Genomic DNA, 18275 nt, shown 5'->3' with positions numbered 1-18275 from the left:
CACCTCAATTTTTGATCTATATTTTACGTAGAAAAAAAGTGCGCTAACAAGGCATGAATTGCCGCTACTAGTAAACTAATCGCAAAATTCATAACGCAGTTTACGTGCTTTTTAACCCGTAAAATTGAGCAATAATTAGGATGGATTAGTATTTTATCAATCCAGATTGAATACCACTTAAATGAAAAAGCCCCGGATAAACCGAGGCTTTATATCAATTGACTAACTAAGCTAAAACTTAGCCTAATTTTTTAAACATATATTCTTTTAATGCAGCAAAGTCTGCAGGTAAAGCATCAGACAATACATCTTTATTTGCAACATCAGCTAGTTCTTTAGGTAAAGCAACTGGCGTACCTAAGATATTTTCAACTGTCTCTTTAAACTTAGCTGGATGCGCAGTACCTAAAAAGATACCCACTTCATCTTCTGCAATTGAACGTTTTAAAGCTTTGTAAGCAACTGCAGCATGCGGTTCACTAACATAGCCTAACTCGTTTAACTGACGAACACCGATTTGAGTGTAGTCTTCATCTATTGTTTCTGCGCTTAATAATGACTTATCTGCTAAGCCAAGCTCAAACATAGCTTCAATTCTCGGCCAGTTATTTGGTGAGCTGATGTCCATAGCATTTGAGATAGTCGCAACCGTTTTGTTTGGCTCCCACAAACCACTCAATAAATATCTTGGTACTGTGTCATTCGCATTAGTCGCAGCAATAAAACGCTTAATCGGCAAGCCCATCGCTTTAGCTATCATAGCTGCAGCTAGGTTACCAAAATTACCACTTGGAACAGAAATAACTGCTTTATCTTGCTTATCTTTTGGTAACTGAGAAACCGCTTCAAAGTAATAGCAAACTTGTGCTAATAATCGTGCGATATTAATTGAGTTAGCAGAGTTTAAATGTAACTCTTCTCTTACCGCTTTGTCATCAAACGCTTGTTTAACCATAGCCTGACAAGCGTCAAAATCGCCGTCTACTTCAACCGTGTGTATGTTATCGCCTAATGTAGAAAACTGCTTTTCTTGTAACGGGCTAACCATACCTTTAGGGTAAAGAATAACGACATTGATGTTATCTAAACCATGAAATGCATGCGCTACCGCTGCACCTGTATCACCAGACGTCGCAGTCAATATAGTAATCGGATTATTATCAGATAATTTAACTAAAGATTGCGCCATGAAACGGCCACCAAAATCTTTAAACGCCAATGTTGGGCCATGAAAAAGTTCTAAGCTGTAAACGTTATCCGTAATGTGAGCCAGTGGCGCACCAAATTGAAATGCATTGTTTACTAATTCAGTTGTTGCTGCTTCGCCTAGTTCGTCGCCAATCAATGCGTTCATTATAATTGCACTACGCGCTTGGAAAGGCATAGTTAATAATTCATCGACATTGTCTAATTTAGGGAAAGTTTTTGGAAAAAATAAACCTTGGTTTCTACCTAAACCTTGCTTAACCGCTTGGCTAAATGAAACAACTTCTGTGTCGTCTTTTAAATTAAATAATTTCACTTATACATCCTCTGAAACTTTTGTTCCATGGGTATCAATTTTACATACATGGGCAAAACCATTTTCATTTTGAATATAATTTTGCTCTAACCATAGTTTAATTTTTTCAGCCGTTTCAGCAGAATCAGAAACAGCAAAAACCGTTGGGCCTGAGCCCGAAATACCAAACGCAAGCGAACCTTCAGATTCAGCATACGCTCTCGCATTGTCAAAATTCGTTAATAAAGATTTGCGATAAGGTTCAGCTATCACATCCGTCATTACACTTGCAGCTAACACTCGGTCACCTTTGTGTAATGCATCAACAAACAAAGCTAATTGACGACCAAATTCAATTGTAGTCTTAATTGAAAATTCTTGAGGTAATATTTTTCTTGCAGCAGCTGTTGATACGCTGGCGCCTGAATAACAAATCGTCCAATACCATTCATCAAATACAGGTAAACTTGAGCTTATACATTGCTCACTTTCAACCATGAGTTGTAAGCCGCCTAAGTAACAAGGTGCAACATTGTCATAGTGAATGCTACCACTAATTTGACCTTCAAGTTTACCCATCAATCTAAGTAACTTATCGTCATTTAACGGTTTACCGTAAAACTCATTAAGGGCAGCAAGTGCCGCCACAATAGAACTAGCAGATGAGCCTAAGCCACTGCCAATTGGTAAGTTTTTTTCAAGTTGCATTTTAACTGGTCGAACATCAATACCCAACTCAGCAAGCTCAGCTTTAAAACCAACAAAGCAGTCATAAACAATATTTTCTTTAGGATCTTCAGGTAATTTATGCGCAAAACGACCTGTATTCGTCAATTCAAATACAGAAGTTTCTTCAATTACACTGACTCTATCGCCAAGTAATTCACCACTAACAGGTGCAAGTGCTAATCCAAGAATGTCATATCCTAAGCTAACATTGCCTGTCGATGCTGGGGCGTAAGCAGTTACTGTCATAATATCCTCAACGGCTCTTAAACTTCACGTTTCCAAGGCATAGTTCGCATTAAGTCTGCAAATACACCTGCTGCAGTTACATCTGCACCTGCGCCATAACCTCGAATAACAAGTGGGATCGGCTGGTAATATAAACTTTCAATTGCTAAAGCATTTTCGCCATCTTTAATCGCGAATAATGGATGCTCTGGACCAACAGCCTGAATGCCACAGCGACATTTACCATTTTCGATAGAGCCGACATAACGTAATACTTTACCTTCAGCTTTAGCATCATCGACTAATTTTTGATATTCAGCATTGGCTTTAGGCAAGTTCTCCATGAATTCGTCATTTGAGCCCGCATCATCAAAACTAGCTGGTAAAACTGACTGAACCTCAATATCTTCCAGTTCCATTTCCATGCCCGCTTCACGCGCCATAATTAATAATTTACGTGCTACATCTAAGCCACTTAAATCTTCACGTGGATCGGGTTCAGTGAAACCATTGCTACGAGCAATCGCAGTCGCTTCTGCTATGCTCATACCTTCATCTAATTTACCGAAGATGAAAGATAATGAACCAGATAAGATACCTTGGAAACCGATTAACTCATCACCTGCACTCAATAAGCTTTGCAATGTGTCAATAACAGGTAAACCAGCACCTACGTTAGTCTCATATAAAAATCTTCTGTTAGTTTCAGCTGCTGCTTGACGTAATTCATTATAGAAAGCCATAGAGCTAGTGTTTGCTTTCTTATTAGGCGTAACCACATGAAAACCAGCTGATAAAAAGTTTACATACTGGTCAGCAATTGCTTCATTACTGGTACAGTCAATAATAACTGGATTAATTAAATGATTATCCGTCACAAATTGCTGAATATTGTCTAAGGTAAATTTGCTATCGGCTGACGCTAGTTCAGATTCCCAATTCGCTAAATCTAAACCCTCTGCAGACAATGCCATTTGGCGACTATTTGCTAAGCCGTATACTTTCAAGCTTATATTTCTAGATTTTAGGATAGGCTGTTGCTTTTCTAATTGTTTAAGAAGAGCTTTACCTACAGTACCGCAACCAACAACGAAAGCGTCAATTACATTTAAATTTGTGAAGAAATTCTGATGTGTCACTTTAATAGCATCCTGACTCTTTTTACCTTCAATAACAGCTGAAATTGAGCGTTCTGATGAACCTTGCGCAATCGCAACTATATTTACGTTTGTTTGACTCAATGAAGCGAAGAACTTAGCAGCAATGCCTTTATGCATGCGCATACCATCGCCAACAATTGAAATAACCGAAAGCTCATCTCTTAATTCAATTGGTTCTAATAAATTATTACTTAACTCTAATTCAAAAGCTTGTTCCAATACTTGCTTAGCACGTGCTGAGTCCGCTGAATGAATACAAAAACTAATGCTATATTCTGATGAAGATTGGGTAATTAATAAAACCGAAATGTTATCACGTGAAATTGCATCAAAAATGCGGCTTGCCATCCCAACCATGCCTTTCATGCCCGGTCCAGCAACATTCACCATAGTTACATCATTTAGTGTAGAAATACCTTTAACGACATGCTCTAAATCAATACTTTCGTTAGTGATTAACGTACCCGGGGCACTTGGATTAAGTGTATTACGGATGCGACAAGCAATATTATAACGTGCGATTGGGCCGATTGTTTTTGGATGTAGTACAGCCGCGCCGAAATAAGATAGCTCCATAGCTTCTTGATAAGAAAGCTGTTCGACTAACTGAGCCTCAAATACTTTGTTTGGATCGGCATTATAAACACCATCCACATCTGTCCAAATTTCGCAGACAGAAGCATCTATAGTTGCAGCTAAAATGGCAGCACTGTAATCAGAACCGTTGCGGCCTAAAGTAACAAGCTCACCTTCACTATTTTGAGCACAAAAACCAGGCATTACCCATACAGCATCCTGCTCTAAACTTGCTTGTGCAAATAATTTTCGGCTCGCTTCAATATCAGCGAAAGCTTCTAAGTAGTCACCATTTGCAACTAATAGCTTAGTCGGGTTTATAACGATTGATTTTGTACCGCTTGCACGCACAAGCTCAGCAAAAATCTCAACACTAACAAATTCACCTAGGCAAATTATTTCAGCATTAACAGAGTTAGGACATTGACCTAATAATTGAATACCTTGAAGACGCTGCTTTAAAAAAGTAACTTTTTCTTCAGCGACTTTAGTCACTGCAGCTGCATCATAGTTAGCGTACTGCTGAGCTAAGTCTTGAATAATAGAAAATAGGGTCGTTTCTAATTGGCTAATCAAAGCAGAGGTGTCTGCACCTGATATCGCAGCATTAACTAACGCAACTAAGTTATTTGTCACACCTTTAGGTGCAGACAAAACAACAGCTTGCGACTCACTTTTTTGCTTATCTAAAACAATATCTCTAACCATTTGATAACGCTGAGCGTCGGCTAAAGATGATCCACCAAACTTAAGAACCTGCATTCTATTTTTCCTATCTATTGAGACAAAAAAGCCCGTGACCTTGTTAAGGTCACGGGCTTTTGCTTAATTCGATTTCATGCGCACATTAGCCAGTGACCACCCCTTATTTTAAGGTAATGGTTGTAACGCTGGTAATGATAATAAATGTGCCTCTTTTCATGGGGCGAAACTCTACCTGATCTAGCTGCCAGTGTAAATTAAATTTTGCCAATTAGTCCCTAACTAGGTCGAATATCTTTAGTTTATTCGACATCTCAGGATTAAATTGAAACATTAGAGCTTAGTTAAGCTCGGTACAAACTTGTCGTATTTCGTCCCGAAGCTTTAGATTGGTACAAAGCGATATCCGCTCTAGTCACCATATCTTCGTAGCTATCAAAACTCGGATCATATTCAACAACGCCAAGACTGATAGTTGCCAAAATTTTATGATTGCCAAAAGAAATTGGAAATTGAGCAAATTCGGTTCTAATTCTATCAGCTAACTCAAACGCCCCTTCCGCATCAGTATTTGGTAAAATAATACCAAACTCTTCTCCACCATAACGTCCCATTAAATCTACTTGCCTAAGCTTTTTCTTGATAAATTTAGTTATCTCGATCAAAACCAGATCGCCACCTTGGTGGCCATAAGTATCATTAATTTGCTTAAACTTATCTAAATCAAATAATATTAGGGAAAGAGGATGTTTATATCGATTTGCAGTTTCAAGCTCCACTTCAAATCTTTCTTCCCAGAAACGGCGATTCGCAACTTGGGTTAATCCATCTGTACGACTAACTACCTCAAGCTGTTCAAGTGTCTCTTTTAGCTTTTCTTGGTAAAAGCAAACATCTGTTACATCTTCAACCAAAATACAAACTTGTTCGACTTCAGAGCCAGATTCATCAGCTAATATGGGTAAAAAAGTGATATTTTGCGCCATATACTCACTACTAGTTGTAACGGGTCTCGCATGGCGCATTTTAAACACAAATTGTCTTTGTTCCCAGGAGCTAAACCCTGGGGTATTTAGCATGAATACGCTTTGAATTTTTCTTTTTAACCACTTTTCAGGCAAGTCGTTAAAAACATCAAATAAATTTTTAGTTAATACGTCTTTGCTCTTTAATAAGCAATGCGATTCCATAAATTTATTAAAAAAAGTAATATTGAAACTCTCATCGACAACTAAAACGCCAGAGTTAATTTTTTCAATAAGAGATGCGCCAATATTAAAAGCGTTCAAGTTAAAACTCGTTTAAGATTCTATCTAAAACTTTTTGAATATTCTGGATTGCTTCGCCAGGTATCAACAAGATCATGTCACAGTTAAAAGAATAATCCGTCACTTGATAACTAATATCCACTTTAAGTGCAAGATCCCAGTTAAAAGATAACTGATGTAGGTGACTCTCAAGCGCAGTTTCAAGCGCAGATACAACTCGAGGCGCACTGTAAGCCAATTGATTTTCAATTTGCTCAGCTAACCCATTTAAAAAGGTTGTGGTTAATATTGAACTGATATCGGTTAACTGCTCGACTTCAGAGACATCATCGGGTTCATAACCTAATATCTCAGCAATACCCTGGGCATCGTTTGAACGGTAAATGAGTAAGGCTTCACCTAAAATGCCATCCTCACCATAAAATCCTTGGCTAACGAGGGAAACGCCATCATCTGCGTAACTTTCAGCAAAGCTACTTGGTAAACTCTCAGACGCAATTAAATCAATATGTGGGACTTGTAAGTGTACAAAGGTATCTAAATACCTAGCAAGTTTGTCACTAGCTCGGCCCATTGCAACATTGATTAATTCTTGTAAACAATCTCTTTGTTCTTCAGACAGTGCTATCTCGTTCATAGTAATCCGTATTGTTGCAAAATTTCACTTAACTTGTTTGTATTCACTGGTTTTTGAATAAAAGCCAATGCCCCAAGTTCGGTCACTTTTTGCTGCATTTCAGGTTGGATATCAGCCGATACAACAATCACAAAATCGACTAGTTTTTCAGCTTTATTGATTTCTAAAACTCCGATACCATCAAGCTCAGGCATAGTGAGGTCTAGAAATAGAACGGCAAACTTTTCTTGCCTTAAAATATCAACAGCTTCCCGACCATTGGTAGCGAATTGTGTTGTTACGTCCCAGTCTGCTGGTAAGCTTTTTTTAACTTGCTTACGGGCTAGAGTAGAATCATCACAAATCAGTACAGGTATGCTCATGTATTATGGGTCTCAAATTATAATTAAGAATAAATGCTATTCTCTGCTCTTTTAAATCTAAATATCAAGTTAAATTATGATTAAAAGTCAGTTAGGCCTATTAAGCCGTCTAATGTACTAACATTAACCTAAAAAGTAACATTATTACAACAAACTTTGATTAATATTATGTTAGTTACAGGTTTTTTATCAATACCTTGAGTTGCTTGAGCTTAATTTTTATTGCCGGCTCTGTTAGTTCAGAAAATCTAATTTCTTCAATCAACAAACTAATACGCTGCCATCTAGATATTAGCTCTGTATCTTCAGAGCTCATTATAGCTAATAGTTGGGTTGGTGTTTGCTGTGTCTCTTTTGCTAATCCATAGTGAGTGTTTAATTTATTTAACGCTAAATCTTGTAGTTTAATAATTTCACTCCGTGAGTTTTTCGCGCGAAAGAGCCACCAGCTAAAAAAACTTATCATGGCAAATAAAATAAAAAATAGCGCAATTAGAATAATGCTTTGCCACATATTATTTGTATCGCCAAACAGCTGCTTTAGAAAATTTTTCTGGGTTTTTGTATCATAATTTAAAACCCAGCGAGTCCATTGATAATCAAGGTTAGCCAGTAACATTCTGGCAGTTTTCACTGCGACAAATTGGTCGTATTTAATTAATGAAAAATCTCCCTCAGCTAAAAACTCATCGTTACCGACAGCATGTTGTAAATTGACACCAATCCGCTGCGGCGCAACATAAAGGGTAGGATCGACTCTTTGCCAACCTTTGCCTGCTTGCCAAATTTCGCTCCAAGCATGAGCATCAAATTGATAAACACTATAATAATCACCCGCAGGGTTATACTCGCCACCTAAGTAACCCACAACAACTCTCGCAGGTATACCAGCTAATCGCATGATATAAGTAAAGGCACTGGCATAATGCTCGCAAAATCCAGTTCGAGTGTTAAACATAAAGTCATCAATCAAAGGATAAGTTAGCTGTTGCGGTTTAAGTGAATAATAAAAAGCTTGTTGGTTAAAATGGGTTAACACTTTATTGATGAAATCATCATCGCTGTTTGAGTTTTGTTGTAGATTCAAAACCCACTCAGCCGTTTTAGGGTTTTTATGGCTCGGTAACTGTAAATTTAACTTATCAATATTCACTGTATCGTACTCGGGTAAATTCTTAATTACATAGGATTTAGCTGAGTATTGAAATCGCTTAGTTAAAGGTTCTGCTGCATATAAACCAAAATCAGGTAAAGAGAGTACGCCTATCTGATGGCTAGTCGCCAAATCTAGGCCAAACAACCAGTGTTGAAAACTTGCTTCTGTAATTATCTGATATTCGAAAAAATCAGTATCTTGTAGATTATTCCACTTTAAGCCCTGACGCTTCTTCTCTGCCACTGCTTGCCAGCTTTCCATATAACGATTACGACGCCATGTCGTGCCGTCAAAATGCTGCAAGGTAAAAGAACGCCAATACAGCTGATTAATTTCAGGTGCTTTATCTTTAAAACTTGCTCGAAACGCTAAATTGCTAGATTGACTTAGCGCAGCTAGATCCCCCAATGAAAGTTCATCTTGTAAGCCTCTAGTTTGACTTTGAACCTTAGGCATTTTCCAAAGTGGTGGTAATTTGGGCATGACGAGAAATAACACAATACCTATAGGTAAAGCGATTAAAACTAACTTTAGCATTTGGTTTAACACTTGCTTAAAATGTTCTCCCGCTAAAAAATGAGCCAATAGGCAAGCGAGTGCCAGGATTGCCGAAATCAGTAACAAAACAGCATGCTGGATTTGTAAATAAAACAATAAACTAGCAGCGGTTAAAAAAAGATGGACCCAAACAAGTGTTTTAAGCTCTCTAAAGTGGCGTAGCTTAATAATAGTTAATGCTTGTAAACAAATCAGAAGCGAAAATAACCCATTTAAAATTCCCGAGCTGACAAACTTGGTACTAATTAAAAAACAACTAACGGCATAAATTAAATAGGTGAAAAGTTGATTTAATCTAAAATCAGATTGCAGCCAATACAAAGAACGAATTAAGGCACAAAAAACAAAAAACGCGACCGCTTCAAAATTATTCTCCATAGCCTGATACGTCATGACAACTGAACTTGCTAACAGCAAAAAAATATAAGTATTAAAACTAAGCGCTTGGTTAATTTCACTGTGAGTCGCTAATTGAATTTGCTTATACATTTTTAATATTTCGCCAATGCAAGTAAACATGATTTTAAATGAGCAGCACCCGTTTGAGGCTGTAATACTTTATGGCCTAACTCTAGCCCATATGTCATATTTTGCTGCTGGGCATTAATTAACAGCCAAGTAAGTTTGCTTAACTTTTCTTCTATCTCTGAGCCAGCTACTTTTGCTAGCGAAAACCAAACATCATCAGATATTGATTGTTCAAATTGTTTAACTTGCCATTCATTATTATAACTCGCCCGCTTCCATGCCACTCTTGATAAAGGCTCACCAAGTTGATAAGGCTTTAGACCATAAAATTCACTGTCACCTATATTTTCATCATTAGATGAATCATCCATTTCACTATCACTTCGGCCTGTACCAAACTGATATTCAGGGCAAGTCAAGGGCTTAGGGTAAACATAAGTTTTGCGATTGAAATCTAACCATGTCCAAACATTAAATAAGCCAAAAGGCGCAGTGCTGTATAGACGAACTCTCGGAAATCTAAACAAGCCTCGTTGTTTAGCTTGCCAACCTAAATTCACAAATTGGTGACTTGCATTCACCTTTTTAAGCTCAGTTTTATATCCATCCTGCCAACAAAATGAATATCTATCTTTATCCGAAATAAGCTGAATTTGCAGTGTTAAATTTTGTTCGACATGTACATCAAATGTCTGAGACGAAACTAACTTAATTCCAGCCAAATTAAAGTAACTAAGGTAAAGGATCACTAAAAAAATACCCAACAACCAGTAGCACAATAACAAACCTAAATTGCTCTCGTAATTAGTCGCTAATAAATAAATAGCAGCGCAAACGGCCAAGTAACAAAGACCACTCCAGTTCGGTAAAATAAATATATTTTTTCGATCTAAAGTATGGGAATCGCTAGCCGGGATGCGTTTATTGATAAAAGACTCGAGTCTAGCTTGCCGCCACTGACTAAGATATTGGATAAACGAAGCCATTAAATCTGGGTTGGATCAACACTATTTAGTAATTTCACACTCAAACTATCTGTTGAGCCTGATTCGACAAAGCTAGGTGATAATCTATGTTCAGTAACGGCTAAGAAAATAGCCTGGACATGATCAGGGGTAACATATTCAGCACCATCAATATATGCCCAAGCTTTAGCTGCAGCTAAAATTGCCAAACTTGCTCTAGGGGACAAAGATAAAGGAAAGTCCCGACTTTCACGGCTTAAATTAACCAAGGCAAGAATGTAGTTTAAAACTTCGTCGCTAGCATAAATTGATTCGACTTTAGCCTGTAAAGTAGCCAACTCTTCATAGCTGATACAATTATAGTCCGACAAGTCAATTTGAGTTTGTCTTTTTAACATACTTAGCTCAGCTTGATGGGGCGGAAAGCCGAGGCTTATCCTCATTAGAAATCGATCAAGTTGGCTTTCAGGTAACGGGTAAGTACCTGATTGAAACTGAGGGTTTTGGGTCGCAATGACAAAAAAAGGAGATTCAAGCGGGTAAGTTGTGCCGTCGACACTCACTTGATTTTCTGCCATCGCTTCTAATAAAGCACTTTGTGTTTTAGGGCTGGCCCGATTGATTTCGTCCGCTAAAAGTAACTGACTAAATATCGGCCCTGGATGAAATTTAAACTCATGAGTATCTGCTTTAAAGATAGAAACACCGATAATATCAGCAGGCAATAAATCAGAAGTGAATTGAACTCGGTTATAGCTCATGCCGACTGCCGAAGCTAGGGTATGGGATAGCGTTGTTTTTCCCATGCCTGGTAAATCTTCAATTAACAAGTGGCCTTTTGCTAAAAGACAGGCCAAGGCTAACCTAACCTGCTCTTCTTTGCCTATGACGACTTGCGAAATTTTTTTTATAATCTGCTGACACTGTTTATCCATGTTACAACACTCCTTTGGATATTTACGGCTGCAATCGAGCAACTTGCCAGTTAGAGTCTAGTTCAGATTTTTCAATTGAACTATTTTCATCCTGCTGCAAAGTATAAATAAACCTATCATGAAGCCGATACTCGCCACCCTGCCAAAATTCGATAGAGCTGGGTATGATTTTGTACCCACCCCAATTTTCAGGGCAAGCAACTTCTTTGCCTTGATATTCAGACAATAAAGCTTGATATTTATTCTCTAAAATATCTCTATTTTCAATAGGTTGACTCTGTTTAGAAGCAAGTGCAGCTATTTTACTTTCAAATGGCCTAGACGAAAAATATGCCTCATTTTCGCTAGCACTGAGCAATTCAACTTCTCCCGTAATACAAACTTGTCTTTCAGCTGCTAGCCAAGGGAAAATAGCTGATATTTTGGGGTTTTTAGCTAATTGTTGACCTTTACGGCTTAATTTATTGGTATAAAAAACGAAACCTGTTTCATCAACTGACTTCATCAAAACCGTTCTTTGAAAAGGCATCCCTGTCGAGTCTACCGTAGCAACCACCATAGCAGTAGGATCTTTAATCGCCTCTATCTGCATTACTTGATTTAACCAAGTTTCAAATAACTCATAAGGTGAAGCGGTTAAATCTGATTCACTTAACCCTGTTAAGTCATATTCTCTTCTAACCTGATAAAAAATAGACATGAATTAATCCTATTTACATTAACTTACCCAAAAGGGGCTTACATATGATTATATATAAATAAAGTCTAAGTCAGGATCAAAAATGACTTCACTCTCTAATATTTTTTAATCAAAGTGAACCTTTTGATCTTAGCAGTACAAATTTTAGTCCCCTCAAGGTACAATACAGACAAATTTCATACTTTTCCTAGCTTATGCGTTTTTATTTTAAGTCATCTCAAATTCCAGAATTAGAAAACTATAGTTTCAAAGACAGATCACAAATTTTAGCGATTGCACTCACTTTTATGACTGCGCCAGATAAATTTATTTTAAATTTGCTCAAATTATTAATTATTACGCCAGTATTTATACTCGCGGCAAGGGCAGCAGAATGGTGGGTTTTAATACCTATGCTACTAGCGGGGATTTTTTATCCTATAATAACAACGCCAGTACAGTTAACACTTAGCGCAAAGTATATCGAGAAAGCATTAAAAAAATGGAAAAAGCACTCTGAAGAAACTCAAAACTAGGCAAGGTTAATTAAGCATCTTTAATACATACATAAGGATAAGTTCATGAAAAAGTATCTAGCCCTAATGTTAGTTTATGCTACACAACTTACAGCGGATGAATTTCACAACAACAATTTACTGGTTGGCGGGGAATCAATTAGCTTAGGTGGTGCATATACCGCACTTTCTAATGATTTATCTGTTATGCATTATAACCCTGCTGGATTAACTCGCATTAAAGAAACGAAAACAGCATCAGTCAATACCGTTTCTTGGGAAAGAACCGAGCATAAAAACGTCTTCAGTAATGGAAATAATTTAATAAGAGATTCTTTATCCATTGTCCCGGGCTTTTTCGGCATTGGTCATACAGATAAAAATTGGGCTTACGGTTTATCATTTGGTGTTATCGATTACGGACAAGAAAAAACAGTCCAAAATGAAATTTATCAAGTCCCTGCAACACAAACAACACCAGCTGAACACACAGATGAGTATGCTTATATCACTGTTGATAACATTTCTTACCAACTAACCTTAGCCACAGCTTTGAAATTATCAGATACCTTGTCTATAGGCACTGGGTTAGGAGTACAATACCGTGATTTTAGAACGCTGCAAGGATCAGGCGTTGTCAACCAAACCTATCTGCCAACCGCAACTATCTATAGCGGGTTTGACGCAAGACGAAGATACAGAGATCAACATATAGTGTTACAACCTAGCTTAGGTTTACTCTGGAAGAAACATGACCTTTCTTTTGGCTTAAACCTTAGCAAAGATATTGCGGCGAAAAGAAATTACGACATAACCACGACCATTTTAGTTACCAGTCCAACTCAATTACCGAGTCATGTCACACCGATTCTTCGCTTATACGAATCGTCAAAAGAAAAACAAAAGTTTCCGCTCAAGCTCAGTTTTGGTGGTGCGTATAAAATATCAAATTCAGTTCGATTTAGCTTAGACGTCCATCACTTTAAGCAAGCAAACAATGAACTCAAAACACTACAAAAAACTGGTGATATAGTAACGAGGGACTTAAAAGAGTTAACCAATTTTGCATTTGGCACCAATTTTAAGATAACCAAATTAAAACAAGTCTACATCGGCTTTTTCACCGATAAGTCTAATGGCATCATCGACACAAATATAGACTTACAGAGAGTAGAAGATATAGATTTAAAAGGCGTCAGTTTAGCTTACAAAGGCAATATTTATGATTACCCTTTTACTATAGGTGGGTATTATAAATGGGGTGAAGGCCGCGCAAGATATGCAGATTTAAGAGTTGCAGACACTTTGGTTGGAATTCCTTTGTACCCCAATAACGTAAATAACGATATAGCTGAAGCGGAAAAACGTTCGTTTATCGGTTACATCAGTTTAGACTTTTAAACTCATGTAACGATTAAATAAAACTGAATTAACTAAGTTAATTCAGTTTTTTCTTAATTTGACGCTTCAACTCAAAATCAAATTCATCGGCGAACAAAACAACACCTTCTTCGTTTTGATTCGGAAATACAACCACAGATAGCTCATCTTCAAGCATGCCCGGCGTCCAATCTTTTAACCATTTCTGTAATTGAATTGGTTTAGCTTCACACTCTTCCCAATCACCCATGGCCCAAGCCTTGGCAAATATTTCATTAGGCCATACAGGAATACCATCCTCGTCATCTATGGTTAACATCATGCAGCCTTCTGCATCAGTTAAAATCCAAACTTGATCATTTTTAACTATCTCTTTTATTGTATATTGCAATCTCTGCTCAAGATTAAATTTTTCAATTTCAGCAATTCGCTGAGGTGACAATGAAACAGGCATAAAAAGTCCGTAAATTAGAAATTGTAAATAACTTAAGCGACTATCTAAAAACTAGACTAAATTAGCAAGGTAAATTTTATTTAATCTTAGCGTCAGTTAATCATTAGGGTTAAGTTTTGCCTCATTGATGAAATTTGGCTTATGAAAAAAAGATCAGGAAATAAAGAGTGACCACAACAAAACCACAAATAAGCTGTGAAATGCATGATTATTTTGAAATCATCTGCATGCGTTTGTCTCATGTCACTGTAACGTTAGACGATGGAAAGCAACATTCAGGCATAGCCCAAAACATAGTCAAATTAGACAATAATGAACATTTGGTTTTATTAGAAAACAACAAAATACTTAATATACCCTTAAATAAAACCGAAACATTAGAAGCCAATAACAACCCAATACCAAAACACAACTTTAAAGTAATTTTTAATTAAAGCAGTTTATGTATGTTATAAAAGTCTCAGTACTCAACCGTTTGAATAAATCGAAAATTAACTAAACAACACGGCATAGCAATGTGCTGAATTTGAAAACATAGACAACAATAAACGCAAGGACAATTATGACGCGCTGTGATTGGGCTTTAGCCTCTGAATTAGAAACCAAATACCATGACGAGGAATGGGGGATACCTGTTCATGATGATCAAAAATTATTTGAGATGCTTATTTTAGAAGGCGCTCAAGCTGGCTTAAGCTGGTCCACAATCTTAAACAAGCGTGAAGGTTATCGACAAGCATTTGATAATTTTGAGCCAAACAAAGTCGCGCAATACTCCCCAGAAAAAATAGCTGAATTATTGCAAAATCCAGCGATTGTCCGAAATAAATTAAAAGTAAACGCCACGGTAACCAATGCCAAATTATTTTTACAAATTCAACAAGAATACGGTAGTTTCAATCAATATATATGGTCGTTTGTAGGCCATACTCAGATAATAAATAAGTGGAAGTGTATGCAAGACGTGCCTGCCACATCAGCCGAATCTGACGCAATGAGTAAAGACTTAAAAAAACGTGGTTTTAAATTTGTCGGTAGTACAATCTGCTATGCCTATATGCAAGCAGTTGGTATGGTTAACGATCACCTTACATACTGCGAGCACTATACTAACGACAACAAATAATCCGGCAGCTATACAGAATAAGTTACAGGGTCGTCAATTAGGCGCTAATAACCCTATTTCGTCCTTGTTGCTTACCCAAGTATAAAGCTTGGTCTGCTGTATTTAAAATATCTTCAACTTGCTCATTAATACACTTAGTTGAATATAAACCAATAGTAACAGTAATAAATTCATCTTGAACGTCTGAATATTTTATTTGTAATCCTTGCACACTTTGTCGTATTTTCTCCGCAGCCACTTTTGCTTCCAGCGCATTGGTACTGCGCATTATTATAATAAATTCTTCACCACCATAACGGGCTACCGTGTCTTGGCCTTCACGAGTGTTATTAACCAAACAGTTAGCAACATCAATTAAAACTTTATCGCCTTCAACATGCCCGTTTAAATCGTTATATTTTTTGAAAAAATCAACATCTACAAACATCACAGATAAGTACGTCTTACTGCGAAGACAATAATATATTTCGTTATTCAATAACTGTGTCATACCTCGGCGATTGTAAACCCCAGTTAAATTGTCTTGATTCGCTAATTTAATCAGCTCTTTTTTTTGTCTCCGGTTTGTATTCTCAAATTTAATCGCTAAAAAAGTAGAAATATTAGTAGAAAGGATAAGCCATAGCGCTTTAGACATTGCCTTACCCTGCTCCCAAGGAGACTGAGTTAAATCCAAATCATACATGCCAATTTTTAGCATCATGATCCAGACCAAACTCCAAGCCAAATTAACCCAAATAGCATAACTAAAACCGCCTAGCAGAGTAAACATAAAAGGCATAAGCGCGACTAAAGGTGCAAATTGACTGCTAAGTCCGCCAGAAATAATGACCATAGGCACTAAAACTAAATTTATGGTACATAACAAAATACCAGCCGCATAACGCTTAAAAAGCCCAATACGAAAACATCCCCAAAGCAAGAAAAAAACCAGAGAATTAGCAATACCTAGCCAACTAAAAGTACTAGGCAAACTAGAAAAATTCATACGGATTAGCGTTATCAACAAAGTTGTTAAAGCACAAAATATCGTCAGTAACTGAGTTAAATTAAAAGACGACTTATCTTCTTCAGGGCTCACAGGGGGTTTGCTTTCAATAAATCGAATTGAAGATACTCTTTTAAAAAGCTTAACTAAGAGGTTTTTTGTGTTCGCTTTACTCGAACTCGGTACTGAAGACATGGATAATGATAAATTCAAATGACGATATTTAGCGACTATTATACACAATTGTACAAACTCAAGGAAAAAGGCTCAAAATAAGGTCGATGGATTAAATTTTATATCAAACCGATCTAAATGATGAAATAATCCGTTTAGAGTACTTTAAATCTGAGAATTTTTCTTTTTGTGCAAGTACAATATACCCATAAAGCTGTAACGATTAATCCAATGATCACCAAAACCTTAGTAAAATCGCCAATTTTGAGCTCAAAAGCAAAAATCGCCATTATAGGTGGTGGCGTTGCGGGCTCGACTATCGCATTGCGTTTTGCCGAACTTGGTTTAGATACCACACTAATTGAAAAAGGTCCTAGCTTAGTAAATGGCCCTCCGATTTGTCACCTACATGCAGGAGGCAACTTATACCGAGAGATTTCTGATCAGCAATGTTTAACCTTATTAAAGCAATCAATAGATACAGTTAAAGTATACCCAAATAGTGTCAATATTAGGCCAACCATAGTTGCGTTACCTACCACAGATAAAGGCGAGCCTTCAGATTTATTACCTCGTTTAACTTTATTACGTAATTTATATACAGATTTAGTCGCACAAGACATCAGCAACAAAGTATTAGGTGAACCTGAGCATTATTTTAAATTTTATTCCCGTGAAGAAATAATGGCTTTACGTCATTTACCAACGCCTAAAATTGCGTCTAAAGACAGTGATTGGTTAATTACTTTTGCGAAATATGTTGATTTAAAACGTATTAAATTTCCTGTGTTACTGGTTCAAGAACATGGATTATCCGCGTTTAGGTTTGCCGCTATCGCCAGTTTAGCGATTGAAAAATTACCCCATTGCCACCTACAAACTAATACGCAAGTAACCGCCATGGTGCCGCAAGCAAAAGGGACAGGTTGGCAACTAGTTACAAAAAATGTTCAAAGCCAAACCCAAGCGCATCAAAATTTTGATTACGTAATTAATGCCTGTGGTTTTAAAAGTGGTGAAATTGATGACATGCTGAGTGTTAAACGTCAGCGTATGGTCGAGTTTAAAGCTGCTTACGTCGCTCATTGGCCAGAAGCACAAGGCTTGTGGCCTGAAATCGTGTTTTATGGGGAAAGGGGTACACCTCAAGGGATGGCGCAATTAACGCCATACCCAGATGGATATTTTCAACTACATGGAATGACTCAAGACATTACCTTATTCGACCAAGGTTTGGTCGCGAGCTGTCAGCAGAGCGCCCAACCTAAGCTAGCCGATAAATTTATCGAAAAGATAGATAAACAATGGCCAGAACAGCTCGTTCAGCATAGAACGCTAGGTTCAATAGAGCATTTAGCTCAATTTATACCCGCTTTTAGTGCTGCAACAACAGCGGCGAAGCCGTTATTTGGCGCACAACAAATTCCAGGTGAAGATCCTGATTTGCGTGCTGCCGATGTTTCTTTTGATAGTCAAAATTATGCTCGAGCTGAAATTGTAAAGGCATCTTCGGCTTTAGCTGCGTCGGATGCAATTCTTGCGAATTTAATTCAGAGTAATCTAGTAGATAATACCGAATTAGGCTGTTATTTAACTGAACATTACTTTCCGGTAACCCTAAAGTGCTCGGCAGCTGAAATAACCAAATGCGCCAATGCTCTGGCAGAACAGCGCGAATACCCAAAGGCATTAGCGCAAAATTTTTAAACTAAAAAAA

17 protein-coding genes are annotated in these 18275 nt (G+C 37.3%); 5 read left to right on the top strand and 12 right to left on the bottom strand.

What is annotated here, in order from left to right; genetic code table 11:
• Positions 1-238 precede the first annotated feature (238 nt).
• From thrC to pdxH, 10 genes are all read right to left on the bottom strand, one after another.
• The gene (gene thrC / locus XM47_RS00575; protein ID WP_048688159.1) at positions 239-1522 is read right to left on the bottom strand and encodes a threonine synthase; all 1284 of its coding nucleotides are present in this window, start codon (positions 1520-1522) and stop codon (positions 239-241) included.
• Complete coding sequence (gene thrB / locus XM47_RS00570; RefSeq protein ID WP_048688152.1) at positions 1523-2476, bottom strand: homoserine kinase; 954 nt, start codon at positions 2474-2476, stop codon at positions 1523-1525.
• A 17-nt stretch (positions 2477-2493) separates the two neighbouring features.
• The gene (thrA, locus tag XM47_RS00565) at positions 2494-4953 is read right to left on the bottom strand and encodes a bifunctional aspartate kinase/homoserine dehydrogenase I (protein WP_048688150.1); all 2460 of its coding nucleotides are present in this window, start codon (positions 4951-4953) and stop codon (positions 2494-2496) included.
• A 284-nt stretch (positions 4954-5237) separates the two neighbouring features.
• Positions 5238-6182 carry a GGDEF domain-containing protein gene (locus XM47_RS00560; protein ID WP_048688147.1) on the bottom strand — a complete coding sequence of 315 codons (945 nt, stop codon included), beginning with the start codon at positions 6180-6182 and terminating at the stop codon, positions 5238-5240.
• Position 6183: 1 nt separating this feature from the next.
• Positions 6184-6798 carry a chemotaxis protein gene (locus XM47_RS00555; RefSeq protein WP_048688144.1) on the bottom strand — a complete coding sequence of 205 codons (615 nt, stop codon included), beginning with the start codon at positions 6796-6798 and terminating at the stop codon, positions 6184-6186.
• Positions 6795-7160 carry a response regulator gene (locus XM47_RS00550; protein WP_048688141.1) on the bottom strand — a complete coding sequence of 122 codons (366 nt, stop codon included), beginning with the start codon at positions 7158-7160 and terminating at the stop codon, positions 6795-6797. The genes XM47_RS00555 and XM47_RS00550 overlap by 4 nt, the downstream gene beginning before the upstream one ends.
• A 175-nt stretch (positions 7161-7335) precedes the next feature.
• The gene (locus XM47_RS00545) at positions 7336-9363 is read right to left on the bottom strand and encodes a transglutaminase TgpA family protein (RefSeq protein ID WP_048688139.1); all 2028 of its coding nucleotides are present in this window, start codon (positions 9361-9363) and stop codon (positions 7336-7338) included.
• A 2-nt stretch (positions 9364-9365) separates the two neighbouring features.
• Positions 9366-10091: a DUF58 domain-containing protein gene (locus XM47_RS00540; protein WP_172656483.1), complete on the bottom strand. Its 726-nt coding sequence runs from the start codon at positions 10089-10091 to the stop codon at positions 9366-9368.
• Positions 10092-10327: 236 nt separating this feature from the next.
• Complete coding sequence (locus XM47_RS00535; protein WP_048688132.1) at positions 10328-11242, bottom strand: AAA family ATPase; 915 nt, start codon at positions 11240-11242, stop codon at positions 10328-10330.
• Positions 11243-11264: 22 nt separating this feature from the next.
• A complete protein-coding gene (gene pdxH / locus XM47_RS00530; protein ID WP_048688129.1) occupies positions 11265-11942 on the bottom strand; it encodes a pyridoxamine 5'-phosphate oxidase in 678 nt (225 codons plus the stop codon).
• A 194-nt stretch (positions 11943-12136) separates the two neighbouring features.
• Here pdxH and XM47_RS00525 point away from each other — a divergent pair, with 194 nt between their 5' ends.
• Together XM47_RS00525 and XM47_RS00520 are read left to right on the top strand one after the other, a co-directional pair.
• On the top strand, positions 12137-12457 hold the full coding sequence (locus XM47_RS00525) for a DUF6170 family protein (protein ID WP_048688128.1): 321 nt from the start codon (positions 12137-12139) through the stop codon (positions 12455-12457).
• 45 nt (positions 12458-12502) lie between these two features.
• Positions 12503-13837, top strand: coding sequence for an OmpP1/FadL family transporter (locus XM47_RS00520; RefSeq protein WP_048688125.1), 1335 nt, complete (start codon positions 12503-12505; stop codon positions 13835-13837).
• A gap of 37 nt (positions 13838-13874) precedes the next feature.
• On the opposite strand, the gene XM47_RS00515 is transcribed toward XM47_RS00520, so the two are convergent.
• Entirely contained in the window at positions 13875-14270 is a 396-nt protein-coding gene (locus tag XM47_RS00515) for a DUF2750 domain-containing protein (RefSeq protein ID WP_048688122.1), read from the bottom strand.
• Between the two features lie 167 nt (positions 14271-14437).
• Between XM47_RS00515 and XM47_RS00510 the strand changes: the two genes are divergently transcribed.
• Together XM47_RS00510 and XM47_RS00505 are read left to right on the top strand one after the other, a co-directional pair.
• On the top strand, positions 14438-14704 hold the full coding sequence (locus tag XM47_RS00510) for a Rho-binding antiterminator (RefSeq protein ID WP_048688121.1): 267 nt from the start codon (positions 14438-14440) through the stop codon (positions 14702-14704).
• A gap of 128 nt (positions 14705-14832) precedes the next feature.
• Positions 14833-15396: a DNA-3-methyladenine glycosylase I gene (locus tag XM47_RS00505; protein WP_048688119.1), complete on the top strand. Its 564-nt coding sequence runs from the start codon at positions 14833-14835 to the stop codon at positions 15394-15396.
• A 37-nt stretch (positions 15397-15433) separates the two neighbouring features.
• Here the strand turns inward: XM47_RS00505 and XM47_RS00500 are convergent, their stop codons facing one another.
• A complete protein-coding gene (locus XM47_RS00500) occupies positions 15434-16477 on the bottom strand; it encodes a GGDEF domain-containing protein (RefSeq protein ID WP_172656482.1) in 1044 nt (347 codons plus the stop codon).
• A gap of 312 nt (positions 16478-16789) precedes the next feature.
• Between XM47_RS00500 and XM47_RS00495 the strand changes: the two genes are divergently transcribed.
• Positions 16790-18265, top strand: coding sequence for an FAD-dependent oxidoreductase (locus tag XM47_RS00495; protein WP_048688115.1), 1476 nt, complete (start codon positions 16790-16792; stop codon positions 18263-18265).
• The last annotated feature ends 10 nt before the right edge of the window (positions 18266-18275 follow it).

Source organism: Catenovulum maritimum, assembly GCF_001050375.1.
Taxonomy (GTDB): Bacteria; Pseudomonadota; Gammaproteobacteria; order Enterobacterales; family Alteromonadaceae; genus Catenovulum; species Catenovulum maritimum.
The sequence above is the reverse complement of the archived record's forward strand: the minus strand, read 5'-3'. Positions and strand labels throughout refer to the sequence as shown.